The 18,819-nt window shown below is 43.8% G+C and carries 12 protein-coding genes; 8 read left to right on the forward strand and 4 right to left on the reverse strand.

Annotated elements, in window-relative coordinates:
* Positions 1-7 precede the first annotated feature (7 nt).
* On the forward strand, positions 8-856 hold the full coding sequence (locus BEL04_RS03415) for a TIGR01459 family HAD-type hydrolase (RefSeq protein ID WP_066000213.1): 849 nt from the start codon (positions 8-10) through the stop codon (positions 854-856).
* Here BEL04_RS03415 and BEL04_RS03420 read toward each other — a convergent pair.
* Complete coding sequence (locus BEL04_RS03420; RefSeq protein ID WP_066000217.1) at positions 853-1,062, reverse strand: hypothetical protein; 210 nt, start codon at positions 1,060-1,062, stop codon at positions 853-855. The two genes, BEL04_RS03415 and BEL04_RS03420, sit on opposite strands and share 4 nt — an antisense overlap.
* A 374-nt stretch (positions 1,063-1,436) precedes the next feature.
* Between BEL04_RS03420 and BEL04_RS03425 the strand changes: the two genes are divergently transcribed.
* Positions 1,437-1,619, forward strand: a complete 183-nt coding sequence (locus tag BEL04_RS03425) for a hypothetical protein (protein WP_066000218.1) — start codon at positions 1,437-1,439, stop codon at positions 1,617-1,619.
* A 259-nt stretch (positions 1,620-1,878) separates the two neighbouring features.
* Here the strand turns inward: BEL04_RS03425 and BEL04_RS03430 are convergent, their stop codons facing one another.
* From BEL04_RS03430 to BEL04_RS03440, 3 genes are all read right to left on the reverse strand, one after another.
* The gene (locus tag BEL04_RS03430) at positions 1,879-2,970 is read right to left on the reverse strand and encodes a serine hydrolase (RefSeq protein WP_066000220.1); all 1,092 of its coding nucleotides are present in this window, start codon (positions 2,968-2,970) and stop codon (positions 1,879-1,881) included.
* A 3-nt stretch (positions 2,971-2,973) separates the two neighbouring features.
* Entirely contained in the window at positions 2,974-3,390 is a 417-nt protein-coding gene (locus BEL04_RS03435; RefSeq protein WP_066000222.1) for a hypothetical protein, read from the reverse strand.
* 153 nt (positions 3,391-3,543) lie between these two features.
* Positions 3,544-4,281 (reverse strand): SDR family NAD(P)-dependent oxidoreductase, encoded by a 738-nt coding sequence (locus tag BEL04_RS03440; RefSeq protein WP_066000224.1) that lies wholly within the window; start codon positions 4,279-4,281, stop codon positions 3,544-3,546.
* Positions 4,282-4,724: 443 nt separating this feature from the next.
* On the opposite strand from BEL04_RS03440, the gene BEL04_RS03445 reads away from it, so the two are divergent.
* The 6 genes from BEL04_RS03445 to BEL04_RS03470 all read left to right on the forward strand — a co-directional run bounded on the left by BEL04_RS03445 (position 4,725) and on the right by BEL04_RS03470 (position 18,805).
* A complete protein-coding gene (locus tag BEL04_RS03445) occupies positions 4,725-7,169 on the forward strand; it encodes a hypothetical protein (RefSeq protein ID WP_066000226.1) in 2,445 nt (814 codons plus the stop codon).
* A gap of 377 nt (positions 7,170-7,546) precedes the next feature.
* Complete coding sequence (locus tag BEL04_RS03450) at positions 7,547-10,459, forward strand: hypothetical protein (RefSeq protein WP_066000232.1); 2,913 nt, start codon at positions 7,547-7,549, stop codon at positions 10,457-10,459.
* Between the two features lie 5 nt (positions 10,460-10,464).
* Positions 10,465-11,547 carry a DUF928 domain-containing protein gene (locus BEL04_RS03455; protein WP_066000235.1) on the forward strand — a complete coding sequence of 361 codons (1,083 nt, stop codon included), beginning with the start codon at positions 10,465-10,467 and terminating at the stop codon, positions 11,545-11,547.
* A 155-nt stretch (positions 11,548-11,702) separates the two neighbouring features.
* Positions 11,703-11,981, forward strand: a complete 279-nt coding sequence (locus BEL04_RS23945; RefSeq protein ID WP_139112905.1) for a hypothetical protein — start codon at positions 11,703-11,705, stop codon at positions 11,979-11,981.
* A 48-nt stretch (positions 11,982-12,029) separates the two neighbouring features.
* Positions 12,030-13,565, forward strand: coding sequence for a hypothetical protein (locus tag BEL04_RS03465; protein WP_066000237.1), 1,536 nt, complete (start codon positions 12,030-12,032; stop codon positions 13,563-13,565).
* Between the two features lie 80 nt (positions 13,566-13,645).
* Entirely contained in the window at positions 13,646-18,805 is a 5,160-nt protein-coding gene (locus BEL04_RS03470) for a hypothetical protein (RefSeq protein WP_066000243.1), read from the forward strand.
* Positions 18,806-18,819: the final 14 nt, after the last annotated feature.

The following is an 18,819-nucleotide window of genomic DNA, read 5'->3' on the forward strand; positions in this document are numbered from 1 at the left end:
TGAGCCCATGCAAATCCAAAACTTTAAACAGGTTGTCGACGAATATAAAGTGATCTTTTTTGATGCCTTCGGCGTAATCAAAAACTATATGGGCCTGGTGCCGGGTATCGAAAAAACTTTCGAGTACCTCGAAGAGAACAATAAACCGTACTATATCGTTACCAACGATGCATCGAGGAGTCCTGTTCAGCTTGCAGAATCTTTCCATCGTATGGGCCTGAAGGCTATCCGTTATGATCATATCATCTCATCAGGTATGCTGGCCAAGGAATATCTCGACCTAAAAGTACACCACGGCATTGTGGCCTATTTGGGCACGGCCAATTCTGCCCACTATATCGAAACGTCGGGCCTGCATACTTTACCGGTAAGTATGGTCGACGAAAGCAATATCGACCAGGTGAACGCATTGGTTTTATTGGATGACGAGGGTTTCGACTGGTTTAAAGATTTGAATAAATCAATCAATATTCTTCGCCGGCGCAACATACCCACCATAGTTGCCAATACCGATACCGCGTACCCGCTGAACATTAACGACGTATCGATAGCAATAGGAGGGATCGCCACCATGATGGAAAACATTGTGGGGAAAAAATTTATCCGTTTTGGTAAACCCGACTCGCAGATGTTCATGTTTGCTTACGACCTGGTACGCGAGCAAATGCCCATCGGTAAAAAAGATATCCTGATGGTGGGCGATACCCTGCATACCGACATTTTAGGCGGTAACAAGTTTGGTTTTGATACCGTACTGGTATTTACCGGTAACACATTGGCCGAAGATGCCGAGACCCGGATCACCTCATCGGGCATTGTGCCAACATATATTTGCGATACTGCCGTTATCAGTTAAGCTACACGTAGTATTTCCTGTACCTCGATATGAATGGCGAGTTCGAGCCAGTTGTACAGCGCTTCGCCGCACTCATTGCACTTCATATCGGTAAGCAGTGCTATTTCGACCGGTACATAGCGTGGCCGGGCCCTAAGCTTGTTAAAGATAGATATCGTACAATGCTTGTTAAAGCAATAGCATGCAATGGGCTCTGCCGGTTTCATAGGTTTATGCATTGTTTTTATAAAGCCACAACAACTATACCATTGACATACCTGCTTGAGCGCCACCGATAAGACGTCGACTCTGCTAACCCGGTGTATATTAATTCGGTCTCGTTGTATATTATGCCGTATACTCATATTGATAAAGGCTATCAATATGAGTAGCCGAACCGTGGCAACTACAACATAAATTGAGCAATACGCTTTATTTTAACAATAAAACAAGAGTTTGGAATGTTTTTTGAATATTATGCATGCATAGTGATTTATATTGTAGAAAATACTAAAAGTGCAGCAATACTATGAAATACGGGAAGTGTTGCTTTAACTTTGAAGTCTCAATCTAAAGCTAAAAAACAATTAATTTTTTTGTTATGATACTCGTTTTAGAAATATTGATGTTTGTAGCCGTATGTGTTTTACCGGTTATTTTAACTCCACGCAAAAAGAAAAACAAAACCGCAACTACTAACGGACCGGTTGAGTTAAGCTCTGAATATGGGGTTGATCAGGATGGCTACCTCGTTAGGCTCGAACATAGTAAAGAGATTCTCTAAACAGATTCTCATTAATAGCGAAAGCCGGCATGCACAAATCTGTGTAATTGCCGGCTTTCGCACTTAAAAGGCTATGCTTTTTGCTAAAAAACGCGCAAAATTCGGACGAGTATTTTAATTGATCGCGGTATTGATAACTTACCGTAATAAAATTCTTTTAATTTATGCAATTTTTCGCGGCAGAAAACGAGTATGGGTTAAAGAAGTTGAACTAATTTCCCAAACAATCAGAAAAAAAAACAACAAACCCATAAAATCACTATTGCAGCGCCTCGTCGATTAATTGCTTAAGCTCCGTATAACGTTTTTGTTTGCCTTCAGCCCTGAGATAATAGGTCATTAAAAAAGCCGCGTAATGCCTTTGGTTATCAATTAACGGATAACTGCCAAATAAACCGGGACTGCTCACCATTACCGCCGGCGACGTTAAGGATGCACCTTTATTTACCCATTCGCCAAAACCGTAACCCACATCGCCGGCCTCGGCAGGAGAGTAGGCTACTTTGGTATTATTCAAAGCTATCCGGTCAACCTGCATCAGTTGAATACTTTTTTCGCTCAGGATGCGCTTGCCATTAAACATGCCCTTGTTCAATATCATAGTTAAAAAATTGATGTAATCTTCTGGTGTACTGTTACCGCCTCCGGCAGGCAAAGCAACTTTGGCATGGCCGAAATCGCTGTTCTTCATGCCAAGCGGTTTAGCTATACACTGCTCGAACAACTCTTCAAACGGTTTGCCACTGATCTTTTCCAAAATAGCGCCGGCAATTTGTAAGCCCACATTGCTATACCTGAAAACCGTTCCGGGTTTACCTTCTATGGGCATGGCGGCAATATCCTTTATGGCATCGTCCATGTTTTGTTCCTTCCGCATCTCGGCCAGGTCATCCATCAGCGAGGGCGCTTTAATACCTGTACGATGCGAAAGGCACTGTTCGAGCGTTATACTGCCCTTGCCTGCCGTAGTGAGTACGGGCAGGTATTTCCCAACGGTATCGTCCAATTTCAGTTTGCCTTCCTCAACAAAGGTCATTACCAGTGCCGCGCTCAACCATTTGCTGCAACTGGCAATGGGTTGTTGAGTAGTTGAAGTATAGTCTTGAAGGTTAGCAGGTTTTCCGGTGCGTTTGGCAACCATTTGTGCAAACATTTTTTGCATGCCGCTCATATCGCTTTTTGCACCGGTATAAACGATGTGCCCATCTTTAAAGATCAGCAAAATGGCCCGTCCACCCATCTGCTGGGTATTGGCAGCAAGCCAGGCATCAACTTTGGCAAACCTGTTTTGTGCGCGGGTATATAAAGTTATAGCAAGCAGTACCAACAGGCAGGCAAGGCGTTTTTTCATTTGTTACGATTTACTGTTCTTATAATCCTGCATACGTTCTTTCATCTTTTCCTTCATTTCTTCCTTGGCAGCCTCATATTTTTTGTATTGATCATCCGTAAGCACTTTTTTAAGTTCTTTATCGCGTGTGTTTTCAATGTCACGCATCTGCCGCAGTTTGGCCAGTTTGCCGCCATCGCTCTTTAAAATTGGGTCCATCTTTTGAGCCGCGGCCAGGTTGATGGCCTGCACTTTTACAACCTGAGTAGTATCCAGTTGTAATTTGGTTTTCATCATACCGGTTTGCATTTTGGCGCGCTGTTCGGGTGTGGAGTTTTTCAGCATGTCGGCCTTATCCTGTGCGTGGGCCGGCTGAGCAACAGCAAATGCGAAAAATAAAAGGCACAGGCCGGCAATAGTTTTGAGATCGGGTAATTTCATTGTGATAATGGGTTATGTTAAAAAAACTAATATAACAAAAAATGATATAATATGGACTGACACGATTGATCATGGTTTAATGCAGGGAAGCCAAAGCAAAAAAATCCTGCCAATAGCAGGATTTTTTATTGGCTATTGTGTAAATCTGATTGTTTAGAAACCGATTGAGTTACCGCCATCAACAGGCAGGATAACACCTGTAATATATTTGGCAGCGTCAGACGAGAGGAAGTAGATCGCTTCGGCCACATCCTCCGGCTCGCCTAAATAGCCCATAGGGGTACGGCTCATTACTTTTTGTTTGCGTTCGGGGTCGCTATCCAATGCCTTGGCCGACATGTTGGTTTTGATAAAACCCGGCGCAACGCAATTTACACGTATCCCCTTCGGCGAAAGCTCAACGGCCATGGCCTTAGTCATACCCTCGATACCCGTTTTTGCAGCTGTATAGCCAATAACCAGAGGTATACCATATTGTGCCGCCATTGAGCTGATATTGATGATGCAGCCCTTTTGCTTTTCGAGCATGGCTTTGGTAACCTCGCGGCTCAAAGCGAACACCGAGTTAAGATTGGTTTGGATGATTAATTGAAAATCGGCGTCGGTTACGGTAGTAAATGCTTTTTTCATGTTAATGCCGGCATTGTTGACCAATATATCAATTGAGCCATATTTAGCAAGAATGCCCGTAACTAACTGCGGTATGCCATCAAGATTGCTCAAATCAAACACAATGTAACTGCAAAGGTCACCTAATTCTTCTGCTGTTTTCTTTAGATTATCTTCATTGCGGCCTATAATAATAGTCTTAACACCATTGGCCACAAACTTTTTTGTTGCCGCCAAACCCAAACCCGAAGCGCCGCCTGTTACTATTGCTATTTTTTGCATTATTGAAATTATATATATCGTGAAAAATCGTTGCTAAAATCGTTTAATAAAAGATTTATCCGATCGCAATCGATTACAATGCAAGTTTAAAAAGAATAATTGTTTTTACGTAAAAAAACTTCTGCTTAATAAAAAATTTAACTTTTCTTAATGATACATTAGGTGTCGTATCTGAATGCTCATGCGCTGACATAAACAGGTGTCCAAATTAGCATCAAAGGAAGGTACTGGACATAAATCTGAAAAATAAAGAATAGAATTATTAAAATATTTTTTTAAATTTACCAAGTGACAACTCGCAAAGTTACCCGTCCTCCCCAGGATAATTTGTTCCGGTTGTGTTTACCAGTGATTTATTCGCAGAATAATTGGTTTTTGTATAACTAGTTCTGAACTATTGCGTATAAACTATAGGAAAAGTCCTAAACCTTTTTACATAATATATGAAAAAAATCAACCTGATTGTTATCTCGGTGATGGTATTCGGCGCGGTATCGGCTTACGCGCAAACCACCAATACTTTCCCTGCAACGGGTAATGCCGGTATCGGTACAACAACCCCGGCCGCAGATCTGGTTATTCAGAATACAGCGCCCGAGCTGCGTTTCATCACCACGGCCGATCTTAACAACTTTGCCCGTTTTTTGCGAAGTACAGCTTCATCGAACAATTTGTTCCAGGGTAAAAATCATGTGCTGCAGGTTGGCTCAACCAGCAATGCCATAAGGTTTACCGCCACCAACCAATCATTCAGCTCAACAGATGCAGGCATGCCCTCGGGCAGTTCTATTACCATGACATTTTCATGCGTATACAAAGGAGCCAATTCAAATTACAATTTCCTGGCATGGGGGAGCAGCACCCAATACATAACCATATTCGCGGTTGCTACCACATACTACGTATATTATGGAGGCACACGCATTTTCTTCGGTACATTACCAAATGACAGTAACTGGCATAATCTCATATTTGTAATGAACGGAGCGTCGGGTTCATTATATATTGATAATACGCTGAACAAAACAATGACCTTTGAAGCTTCGTATAACGTTGCATTAGGCGGTCCCGGTAGTTTTCATAACGGTACTGCAGTGACGACCCCCGTCGATATTGACCAGGTGCTGATCTATAACAGGGCACTGTCCCGAACATCCGGATCGGGATCGACCGACGAGATAGCGCAGATCTATAACTCAGGGTCGTATACCGCCTCGCCACCTGCAAGCGGGCTGATCAGAAGGTATGAATTTGAGGAAGGAACAGGTTCGTCCGTAGCCGATCTTAATCCCAATACCACAACTTACAATTTAGCATTAAATAACTCACCAACCTGGTTAATAAACGGCAGTGTCGTACCCTTGGGTGGCAGTGGCTCAGAATCGACATTTTTTTCGGTTAGTGACGGGCTGATCAACAACGAAAGAGGTATAGCTACCTGGGGCGATTTTAACGGCCGCAACCAACAACAGGGTAAATGGTTCCAGTGGTTTCAAGGAAGCAACTACCCTTTGGTAAGCGATAACAGCGGACACTGGCTCTTTAATCCCAATAACACTTCGGCAACATTGCCAACTGTAGCCTCAACGGTTGATGTGGCAGGTAACTTAACCATCGGCTCGGCTTATGCAGGCACCAATGCCGCACCGGCTAATGGTTTGATTGTACAGGGTAATGTAGGTATAGGTACACCAACACCGGCCTATCCATTTCAAATAAACGAACCTTTAACTGGGCAGGGGACTATAAGCGTGACCGCGGGTAGCGGTACAGTAACAGGAGTGGGTACTAATTTTATAAGCGATTTTAATATTGGGGATGTGATCAAGGCTAATACCGAAACACATATCATCACAGCCATAGCATCCGTTACCAACATGACCACCGACAATTGGATAAGTGCATACAATGGGACATACACTACAGCCAATGCGCAAAGACTCGCTTTATCAGGCAACGGTACATTATATTTAGGTGATGCACAAATCCCTCATACTGGTGATGGCCTAATACGAGTTATAAAAAATATTAATAATTATGCGGCTACTTTTTGGGGGACTATTTCTAATATAACAAGTAGTCAAACAACGACATCGACACCACGTGTTGTTATTGCCAGTTCCGCTGCAGCTTTTATTGGATCTGATAATTCACAAAATTGGACCGATCCGTCCGCGCTTGTCGGAATGCAAGGCGGGGCAACTATAAGAGGGGCGGCAACTGGTACAATTACTGGAGCAACAGGAATAAATAGTGTAGTTAATAACAATTCATTATCAGCGATTTTAACCAATACCTATGTTTATAAAGGTACTGTTGGAGGAACAGGTTCCATCACAAATGCCGCTGGTGCATTTTTATACAGCCTTGGCCGAGCAAGTAATAATACAGGCGTCTATTTGGATATTGCAACCAGCCAACCAGCTATCCCCACTGGCAATTGGGGTATCTACGATAACACCGGCTATAACAACTACTTCGCCGGTAACATGGTGATAGGCACAAGCACCATGCCCGCCGGTTACAAATTCGCAGTAGCGGGCGATGTCGTTGCCGAGAGCATGACCGTAAAGCTCCACGCTAACTGGCCCGATTACGTATTTAGGCCATCGTACAGTTTAATCTCGTTACCCGAACTGAAAAACTATATCGACAAAAACCAGCACCTGCCCGATATGCCATCAGCCGCTGAAGTTGAACGCGACGGCCAGAACTTGGGCGAAATGAATAAACTGCTGCTTAAAAAAATTGAAGAGCTGACTTTGTACCTGGTAGATAAAGATAAACAGGTAACCGAATTGAATGCAAAAGTTAAAACCCAGGACGACCGTTTGAGCGCCCTTGAAAAACAGATCGAAAAACTAAGTAAAGCGGATAATAAGCAATGATCATATGGATAACAAATACAAATTCAATTTTTTAAAAAAGAACACATCAAACTTTGTTTGAGTGAAATATTATATATATATTCACAAAGTGTTTTTTAGGATAAAATAAGGGCTTAAAGATGCAATTATTCCCCGTAATTGTGCTTTTATCCTGGATAACAAGAGTATTCTATTAATATGTTATCTGCAGGGATACTGTATATTGATAGACTATACGCCACGCTGAAGATTACCTTTCTTGCAAAAAGATCGGTACGATAGACCAGGTATGTTATATGTGATTTATAAGTTGTGAAACTGAGCCTTTGGCGTCGGCTAAGGCTTTTTTGCGATCTTACTAAGGAGATATCGTTGAATGTGACTGAATCAGTTTGATTATGATAAAAACATTACTTAAGTGCTTTATTGTAGCTTTGAGTGCCGCCAGCCTGCCATTGGTGCTGCATGCGCAGAGCCTGCCTGCCGATAGTGTTAGCCTTAAGGCGGATAGCAACTCCAAAAAGCTATCGGTGCCGCCTGTTGCAAATAAAGTGGTAACAGGTTTGCAGAATTCGCTTTCGGCGCCTGCTAAACAAGCAGCTGCATTAAAACCGGCGGCAAGCACTGAGGCTGGTAAGGTGAAAGATGCTTTTTCAAAAAGCCTGGATAAAACCAAGCCCGGCAAGTTATCTATTGATATTGGTGTTGAAGAAGGTGTGCGGTACCAACCTGCATCGGGCACATCACCAGCCTTCCCGGGTTGGGCCAATGTTGTAGGAGTGAGGGGTGTGGTACAGGCCTTTGGCATACCGCTCAACGTTAACTTCAGTAACGATCGTACCACCTTTTCGGGGCTTAACGGGCTAACTAACAATCTCTTCAAATTTGACTTCGACCCCAGGCAGTTCACCGGGATGTTCAAAAGCGACCTGCAACAGTATTATGATTTGCGGCGTACAGCTTTCGGAGGGCTCGATATGGCCGGTTATACACGTAAGGTGTTGATGGATCAGCTTAAATCGGAGCAGGGAAAGCTGGCCGGGAGCATTCACGACGCGGCCCTGACCAAATATTTAAACAACCCTGCTGAAATTAACAACCTGCTGAACCTTAACGAAGACCAGATCCGGCAGAAGCTTACTGCCGTTGCACGCGAGGAGGCAAAAAAGGGCCCTGTCAAACAACTCAACAATATCGATCAGGCTAATTCGGCATCAGCATTAACGGGCCTGGCAAATCAAACTGCGCAAGGTGAGTTAAAGAGCGGGCTTAGTAAAGAAGGCCTAAATAATATCGATCCGTTACATCCCGTAGCCGGACTTGAAGCAAACGCCAAAGGAAAATTGGCCGGCGAGCAGGCATCAGCATTAAAAAAAATATTGGCCGAACCTGCTTTACAGCCGTACCTGACCGATCCGGCTAAGCTAAAAGAGCTTCAAAAGCTCGATAAGCAACAGTTAATGCAAAAACTGCGTGCAATAACACAAAAGGATGTTAAAACGCCGCAAAATGCAAAAGCACCTGCTGTTGTCGATGTGGCAGATCCTGTCCCTGACCTGGATATGGCTGCTGTAGTGAACAATACCCTTAAAGAGAACGATGCCCATCACGATATTGCCTTACAAAACCTCGCGAACAACATACTGACATCCAAACAAGGCAGTTTGCTAACCAACCAGGCATCACTTACAAAAAATGCCCAGGCCAATACTCAGCTACCGGCACAAACCAGCAAGGATATAGATAGCGCGGCACGAACCATAACCCGTATTAAGGCCCAATTACAAAACAGTGGGGTAGATGTGAACAAAATGATGCAAATCCAGAAAATGCTCGATGGTAGTAACGGTGCTTTACCTGCCACCGAATATGCATCCAGCATCGTGTCGCGTAAGCCGGGCAGTGGTATCCAATCATTGTTCAGCAATGTGCAATCGCTTAAAATAGGCTCGTTCGGCGGGCAGGTTCCGGGTAATACCCAGGGGCAGGATATGTTTTTAAGCGGTACACACATTACCTATAAATTCGGCACCATACCGGTAACGGCCGGGTACGGCAGTTCGAACGATATGAACTCGGCTAAAGATGCCGCCTATCAAAGTTCGGTTTATAATTCGCCAAAGGATGTGACTTATCTGGGCGCGCAAATTAAACGCGGCGTGTTTGGTAATGTAAAGCTGGCAATAACAAGCTCGTTTGGTACCAGCAACACTAATGCGCCTTATGGTACATCTGCTTCGGCATCAAATAATGTGGCTTTTACGGTAAGTAAAGATATGAATATGGGTGCCATAGGCCATGTAACGGTTGATGTGTCCAAATCGACCACCCTGTACAACAACAATTACCAGATAGGGAGCGATATTATCCTGGCGCAAAAAGCAGGCGTTAACCTTAATACAACAAATGATCTTTTCGAGGCTGTAGGCTTCAACGTAAATCAGCATCTGGATATCAAAAAGCTTGATATGAGCGATAATATCTATTTTGATTATGCCGGCATGGGATACCAAAACCCCGGTAATAACGGCTATGGCGGAGCCCGTAAAAAATTAGGCGGCAATTTAAAAAAGGCATTCAATAAAAATAAGCTGGTGCTTAACCTGCGTACCGACCTGAGTGCCATGCCGATCAGCTATACCACATCCGATCAATGGCGATCTTACCAGTTACAGCTCGATAGCAGATATATAGTGAGCAAAAAACTCAACCTAAGCTTAAAATATACCGCTAACGGTACCAGCAAACAGATCGATGAGGTGATCACGCCGGTATACAGCTATCAAAAACTACAGGCCGATGGCAACATCAACTATAAAGTAGGTAAAAACTTTACCGTGAGTCATTTTAGCCTTGGCTACCAAACATACAGCAATGTAGTTGCGGCAATAACTTCGACCACAGGTGGCACCGGCGCGTTGCCGGCGGCCGATCCTTCGCTTACCAGTAACCTCATCACAGCTACCTACACTCAAAGCACAGTGATTAACCGTAACACGCTTACAGGTACGATGATGTTTAACAAGGAGCTTACACCTAACAGCCTGATAGGCAACATGCTTAACGCCGATGTAAGTTACCAGTATATGTTGTTTAATAAATTAAGCCTGTCGTCTGGCCTTACTTATCTGAATAATACGGGCATAGCAAGCCAGGCGGGTATAAGGCAGATGATGCAGCTGTTTGCCACCAGGAATTTTGATATGAATACGTTTGTCGATCTGCGTAAAAACCTGGTCACGCCGCAATACGGCGACCTGTACCCGGCGGCAAGGGTTGAGTTATCGTTAAAATACCACTTTAAAAACTAAAGGGAATGCTAAAGAGATATATCGTTGTTATTTTATTACTGTTCAGTTTGCCGGCATTAGGGCAAACCACTATACAATTCATCCCCGAGTTGTATGGGCGCAATGTGGACGGGTTATTCAGGTGTGCCATCATCAGCACTGGCGGCCGCCAGAGTGTAACGTTGTCTGTTGTTGTAAAGGAGCGTAAGGCAGGCACCGTTTGTATAATTAATACTACCGCGTTTAACATTGCTACCGGCAATAATGTATTGCCTTTTACAATTGCACATAACTCATCGGTACAGTTTGCCAATACAAGTACGGGCAGGCTGGTAAGCGTTAACCATAATTTCCCGGAAGGTGATTATGAATATTGTTTCACGGTAAATTATGTTAATCATGAGTATTTACCGGTTGAGCAATGCTTCGATTACACCCTGGCTCCATTTGCCGAGCTAAACCTGATCGATCCTTACGACCAGGATAAGATATGCGACCAGCGTCCGCTGTTAACCTGGCAACCGCTGATACCGGGTGTCCCTGGCGCAATGTACCAATTGGTATTGGCCGAGATAAAAAGCGGGCAAAACCCCACAGAAGCACTAAACTATAATTTGCCGGTGATTAACCAATCCAATATCCTGTCGCCGGTATTGCCGTATCCGTCTATAGCCCCACAGTTGGAGAAAGGCAAAACGTATGCATGGCAGGTAACCGCATATAAAGATCAAACCGTACTTAACCGTACAGCGGTATGGTCGTTCAAGGTTGAATGTCAGGACAGCACAAAAAAAATATCGGATGACGGCTACCGGGATATTGAAGATCTTGCTAAAGGGAATTATTATATAGCCGCTGGGGTATTGAAATTCGCTGTAGTAAACCCTTACCAAAGCCAGGATTTGAAATATGAAATATCCTCGCTTGATAAGCCGGATAAAAAGGTAAAGCATTTGCCAAAACTGAAGCTGCAAAGCGGTGATAATAAAATAAATATCGATTTGAGCGAGAACAATGCCTTTAACGATAATGCTTATTATATTTTAAAAGTACGGCTGCCAAACGGTGTGGTTAATAGTTTACGATTTATATATATAGAACCAAAATGAAGCAATATACAATTGTATTTATTTTGATTAGCCTGTCACTCGCAGGATGCAGAAGTAGCGATTCTTCATTTAAACAAGTACAAGATGGTGATTTAACCATACAGGTGACCCACCTTAAGGCTGTTAGCAAAGATGATAATTTGCTGAGTTTTAAATTGAGATTAATACCAGATAAGCAATTGATAGAGGAGAAAAGCAGCAATCAAAAAACGGCGCTTTACTATAAAATGGACAGTTGTTTTTACATAGCCGAGGGGTTAAAGAAAAACTACGCCGTAATGGTGCAGCCCGTCGCAAACGGTGTTAGCGGGACTTATGAATACCTGCTCGAATTTGAGAACGGAAATGCTCCTCAGGCAGATACCATCAACCTGATTTATAACGACAAATACATAAACCAAAAAAGTTATAGTTTAAAAATAACCGATAAGTAACTGTAATTTTTTTTACCGAAGAACATAAACCTGTAAGGTAGGATATTTATGAAATATAGAAATACCAAACGTAAAAGGATCGCTTTATTATTACTTATTATCACTAGTGTTAACATCTTAACGCCATCTGTTTCTTATGCGCTGACCTCGGGGCCGGTACAGCCCGAAACCAAAGGTTTTCAGCCAGCTGGCGTATCAGATATGGTTGATTTATCATCAGGCGATTTTAAATACAACATACCGTTATTAGATATTGATGGTTATCCCATCAACCTGAATTATGCCTCGGGGGTTGGGGTAGACGATGAAGCAAGCTGGGTTGGCCTGGGTTGGAGCCTTAACCCCGGTTCGATAAACCGCCAGGTTAGAGGTCTGCCCGATGATTTTTTGGGTGATAAAGTTGAAACCGACCATTGGACAAAGCCCAAAGAAACCGTTGGCGGCCGTATTACAGCTAAGTTTGAATTGCTTGGCAGCGGAACGAGCCTTCTTCCGGCAAGTTCGTTGTATCCATCAATCGGCGGAACTTTAACGTATGGAATTTATAGTGATAATTATACAGGTATAGGAGCCGAGCTTGGTGTCAATGCCGGTATTTCGCTTATGCGCTCAAACGACGATGCGAAAGTGGCAGGTTTGGGATTCGACGTGTTATCTGATACACAAAAAGGCGTTGGCGGTTCAGCAGCTTTTGATATGCCCATAGGCCAAAAGGTAGTGGGAGACCTCTTGGAAATATCTGGTTTTAGTACGTCAATTGGTATGAATACCCGTTCGGGTTTAAAAAGCGCGACATTAGGCTTAAGTTTTTCTGCTAATCCCGGGCTCAGTATTCCGGGAGAAATCGGCTCTACTATAACTTATAATACCGAACCTATATCACCTAAAGTACAAATTCCTTATCATACTTCGTATAATTCGTACAACATCGATCTGGGCTTGGCAGGCTTTCTTTCATTTGGCGGCGGTGGTTTAACCGGTTATAAGAATGTGCGCCAGGTAAAATCCGAACAAGCTATAAACCCAGGCTACGGTTTTCTGTATGCCGATCTTGGGAAAACCAATCCTACAGCTTTAATGGACTTTATTCGCGAAAACGAGAACCCTATTATACCAACAATACCGAATTTAGCCGTACCGGTGCAAATGCCCGATTTATTTTCATACAGCAGTCAATCAGGGAGCGGGCAATTCAGGTTATACCGTGGCGGCACCGGCATTTACTTTGATAATGAAGTGCAGGACGAGTATGACAGCAACTCGTTAGGAGGCGATATAGGCCTAAGCCCTGTGGGGGTACATGGCGGGCTAACTTATAATAACCAAACCAGTAAGACAACTGGCAGTAAATGGACCAGCGAGAATGGCTATCAAACCTACGGGGAGTTTCAAAGCCGGTCGACTACAGACCCCAATTCGCAGCATGTTTATTTCAGGCCCGTGGGCGAGAAAAACCTGATGGATGCACCAGTATTAGGTTATATGGGCAATACTGATGCCGTAGAAGTAAGCATAGCCGGTAAAAGCGCCCTTCCAGGCTTCAGAAAGGCTGCTAATTTTTACACCAGTGTTTCCCGGTCTTAAACAAAATAGTCAGCAGCCAACACCAGCGTAACCGTACAACCATAAGTTATTTAACAGCAAAAGAGGCAAGCCTGGCGGGATTGGATAAAGTGATTTATAGCTACCCGGTTAATGATGTATCCACATTTGATGCGACCGTTGCACCTACAATTACCCCTATGCCGCGGGTTGATGGGGTGGACGGGACAGATTATACTTTTCATCCTTCGGGTGATGACGACCCGAATAAAGATCCTGATGGCGGACAGGTACGCAAACCGCATCATATATCCGAAATAACCGTGACCGATGATGGTGGTAAGCGCATGGTTTACGGCATACCCGTTTATAACCTGCAGCAGGACGAATACTCGTTTACAGTGGGCTCATCATACACGGTAAATAACAAAAACCAGGTTAGAGTAGCGAATACGACAACAGGAAAAATTGCACACCGTAATAATGGTAGTGTTGATGATTATTATCATAGAGAAACCAAGCCTCCTTATGCTACCAGTTATTTATTAACAGCTATCTTATCGCCCGATTACGTTGATAAAACGAACAATGGCATTAGTGATGACGATCTGGGTACGGCTATCAAATTTAATTACTCAAAAATGGCCTATGCCACACCTTATGCATGGCGCACCCCTTACCAGGAATCAACATTAAACAAAGGCCTGCTTGCCGACCCTGACGATGATAAAGCCAGCATTGTGCGCGGTACCAAAGAGATATGGTATGTACACTCTATCGAAACAAAAACCAAGATAGCGTACTTCATCACTGAAGAACGCAGCGATGCACTGGGCGCAAAAGATGGTGACGGAACAGACCCAACCAACGACTGGACACATGGAGGAGCTAATCCTAATAACAAACTAAGGTGCCTTAAAGAGATACGCCTGTACTCAAAAGCCGATAAAACCAAACCGATTAAGGTAGTTAAATTCGATTATGCGTATACTTTATGCACCGGCATACCCAATTCACTCGATTTTGGCAGCGCAAGTACCACTAATCCGCTGCATGCAGGAGGTAAGTTAACCTTAACCAAGGTTTGGTTTGAGTATGCAAACATCAGTAAGGGCCAATATCACCCGTATAAATTTAGCTATAACACCACTGCAAACGGTGTTACACCTACGTATGACAACCTGGTAACCGACCGCTGGGGTGTTTATAAAAACAGGAGTGAGAACATCAAAAATCTCGAGAACGATGAGTTCCCGTATACCGATCAAAATAAATCAATTGTCGATCAAAATGCTGCATTGTGGCACTTAAGCACTATTGAACTACCCACCGGCGGAACAATTAATGTAAGTTACGAGTCGGATGACTATGCTTATGTTCAGAATCGGCGGGCGATGGTGATGTCGGATTTTGATTTGGAGAATATAAGCAATCCTGCAAGTGTTGATCCTTCGACCAAATATTCCTTATTAAGCTCCAGCAGCGATACTTACCTGAGAGACGCCCAGGTAATACGTGTAGCAGTTAGTACGAGTCCGCCAATTGGTACCGTGGATGCTACACCCTGGTTTGAGAAAAACTACCTGGATGGTTCGGACTATATATACACCAAACTTCGGGTAAAGGTTTCAACCCCTAACGACGCAGAAGCCGGAGATCAGTATGATTTTGTGCCCTGTTATGCACATATAGATAGAGTAATGGTGGGTGGCGGTTATGCGCACCTCGAAATGCACAGTTTAAGTACAGGTGGTGTTTCGGCAAACCCTATTATCATGGCGGCATGGCAGCACATGAAAAACGAATATCCAAGGTATGCTTATCCGGGATTTGAAAACGCCAGGCATGGGGTAGGTGGATCATTGCTCGGAGCCATAAGTGCCACCGTAGCAGCAGCAAAAAACCTGAGCGAATTGCTTAAAAACTTTTATCAAAAAGCCTATAGCAATAAATATGCTGCACAAGTGCAAAAGGATAAAAGCTTTGTACGCCTTACCAAAAACAACGGGCCTAAGTTAGGCGGTGGCGTACGTGTTAAAAAGATCCGCATATTTGATAACTGGCAGGGTATGCAAGGCGGCGATACGAGGGTTACCGCAGGGGCATACGGACAAGCTTATGATTACACCACTACTGAAAACAATCAGACCATAAGCAGTGGGGTAGCTACCTACGAACCATCGATAGGTAATGACGAAAATCCGTTTAAACAACCTGTTGAGTATGCACAGGAAGCACCGGGGGCACTAACTAATTATTTACATATTGAGGAACCGTTCGCCGAGTCGCTATTTCCGGCACCTGCGGTTACGTATAGTAAAGTTACTGTAACAGACCTTGATCAAAGCGGAGAGGCCGACCCTGCTAAAAACAGCGGCACTGTAATTAACGAATTTTACACCACCAAGGATTTCCCGGTTAAGGTAAATGTATTACCTCTATACCCGGTACACAATCAACCCCAAAACTATTTTTCGTTTATAACAACTACGAAAGAGGAAGACCTCTGTATGTCGCAGGGATACAGTATTGAGTTGAACGATATGAACGCTAAGGTAAAGTCGGTGCGGGTGCTGGATAAATCGGGTTCAGAAATATCGTCGACCACTTATAATTATCTGATTAACGGCAACACCGGCGGAATCGGTAACCAGGTTACGGTAATTACACCCGATAATATAGTACACCCTAATGTGACCTTCGGACAAGATGTTGAGTTTTTTACCGACTTCAGGCAGCAGGACTCGGATAATACGGGCCTTAATGTAAACGTTGGTTTTGACTTTGCGGGATTTGGTTTTTTTGGCGTTTTTGCGCCGCATTTCCCCGTTAGTACAAATGATGATGTTAAGCTATTCAGATCGGCTTGTGCATTAAAGGTTATACAATCCTACGGCATAGTTTCCAGCGTCGTAAAACATCAGAACGGGTCGAGTATTACCACGCGTAATATCGCGTTTGATTCGCTAACGGGCGATCCGGTTGTTACAAGCACACAAAACGAGTTTAATAACGATATATATTCGTTAAACATACCGGCATACTGGGCTTATAAGCGAATGGGCGGAGCTTATAAGAACTTAGGCGTATTACTTGATAATGTAACGACAACCAGTACTGGCGGGTTTACTAATTATAGCACATTTTTGCAGCCTGGCGATGAATTGGATGATGTAACGCCAACATCAACAACCTCGCACCGTTACTGGGTATCTTCAACCCCGGCGGGGCTTAAGCTAATCGATGCAGACGGCCATATCCAGCCTTCGACAACTATTGCATTGGCAAAAGTTGTGCGATCGGGCTATCGGAACGATTTAAGCTCGAGCGCAGGCAGTATAGTAAGTTTGAGCAATCCTATACAGGGTACGCATTTACAAATAGGCGCCGGGGGCGATTTGACATCGACGCTCAAAGCAATAAACGCCTCGGCAACGGTTTATGACGAAAAGTGGGCGGTAAATAAGGAATGTACGCCGGCGGAGGATACCCGAACGATCGTTACCCATTCGTCACCCGGAAACCTCCAGTTGGCTCCAGATAATGGTAGTTTTGGTACTTATATACAACTCACCCCTGGTGGTAGTACCACACTTCATCAGTCGACTTTTTGGGGTGGCGCCGATTGTTCGACGGGTGCAACCAGGTCAGTAGGAGATGATGCCAGTCATTTTAACTGCGGGCTTTCTTATCGGTCGGGGATATCGTTGCCAAGTCCTTATGATTATTACGGATTTTATACAGATCCGGGGTACAACCAAGGTTTTGAGACATGTATAAGCATTCCGGCTACACAAACCTATTATTTTGGCTTTACAAGTTATGGTGCGGCGACGATATACGTCGATGGGTCTCCTGTAGCAGGAGTACCTCTAACCGGCGCCAGCCAAAATTACTCTCACGTAGTACCCGTGGCTCTTACCGCCGGATCGCATGTGCTTCGCATGGAAAGCCAGGTATGGGATGCCCCGGCTCAATTTGGATTGGAGATATATAAAAACACAGCCAGCGAAATTGCCAGTACAAGCAGCATAAACACCATTTTTACCACGGCATCTTTACCTGGCGCAAGCAATGTACAAGATTTTGGAAGTTTAGCCGGTGTTTACCAATACCATTATACATATGCTGATGGAACCACACCCAATGTTTGCGATCTTGGCACCGTATCCAGCTTTACGGCTAAGATAGTTAACCCTTATGTGGAAGGCTATCTGGGCAACTGGAGGCCGTATCAAACCCTGGTGTACCAGCAAAGCCGCGTTTATAACAAATTATTTGATGCCACAAACAATAGGTTGGATATACCCAATGCCGGTTATATAAACAGTTTTTATTCGTTCTGGAAGTACGGTGTCGACGTTTCAGGGCAACCGGGATGGGTACCTGATGCCAGTGGCAATGCTGCCAGTTGGGTAACAGCTAACACAGTTACGCTTTATGATAAGTATGGCCAGCAGCTCGAAAATAAAGATGCCCTTGGGCGATTCAGTGCCGCCAAGTTTGATTTTAATGGTGAACTGCCTGGCGCTGTAGCATCAAATGCCATGAACCGTGAAATTTACTCCAGCAGTTTTGAAGATAATGCCTTTACGCTTGATACCGGTTGTCATTCGCGCGAGTTCTTAAATACGTTAACAGGCTTAAGCATACAAAGGATGAAAAGCAATACCGTGGCACATAGCGGATTCTACAGCGCTGCGTTACCGACGGACGGCGTCACCCTGTCGACAATGGTACATAGTGTTGCGCAAAAAACACAAAACTATCTCGATTTTGATAGCAACAACCAATACATTACCCGAAACGTCCTTGGGCTTTACCCCAATGGATTTGAACCGGCACCACTAAAAAAATACATTTTTAATGCATGGGTAAATGATGGCGATGCCACCCAAAAGTCAGTTTCATCCAGTTTAGAGTTTAGGGTTAACGGCAATCTGGTAACAACAACCTGTAAGGCTATAGTTGAGGATTGGAAGCTGATTGAGGCCACGATTGATTTAACATCTGCATCTGCCGGAGGTGCCTTAACCATTTCGTTAAAACCGACCGGTACGGTGTACATCGATGATATACGAATACACCCATTTGATGCGCATATGAAGAGTTATGCTTATGACTATAGAAACATGCGCCTGATGGCCGAAATGGACGAAAACAGCTTTGCAACTTTTTATGAATACGATAATGAAGGTTTGCTTGTAAGGGTGAAGAAAGAAACTGAAAGAGGAGTAATGACACTCAAAGAAAGTAGGTCATCGTACAAAAAAATAAATTGATATTTCTATAAATA

This window comes from Mucilaginibacter sp. PPCGB 2223 (assembly GCF_001705515.1).
GTDB lineage: Bacteria > Bacteroidota > Bacteroidia > Sphingobacteriales > Sphingobacteriaceae > Mucilaginibacter.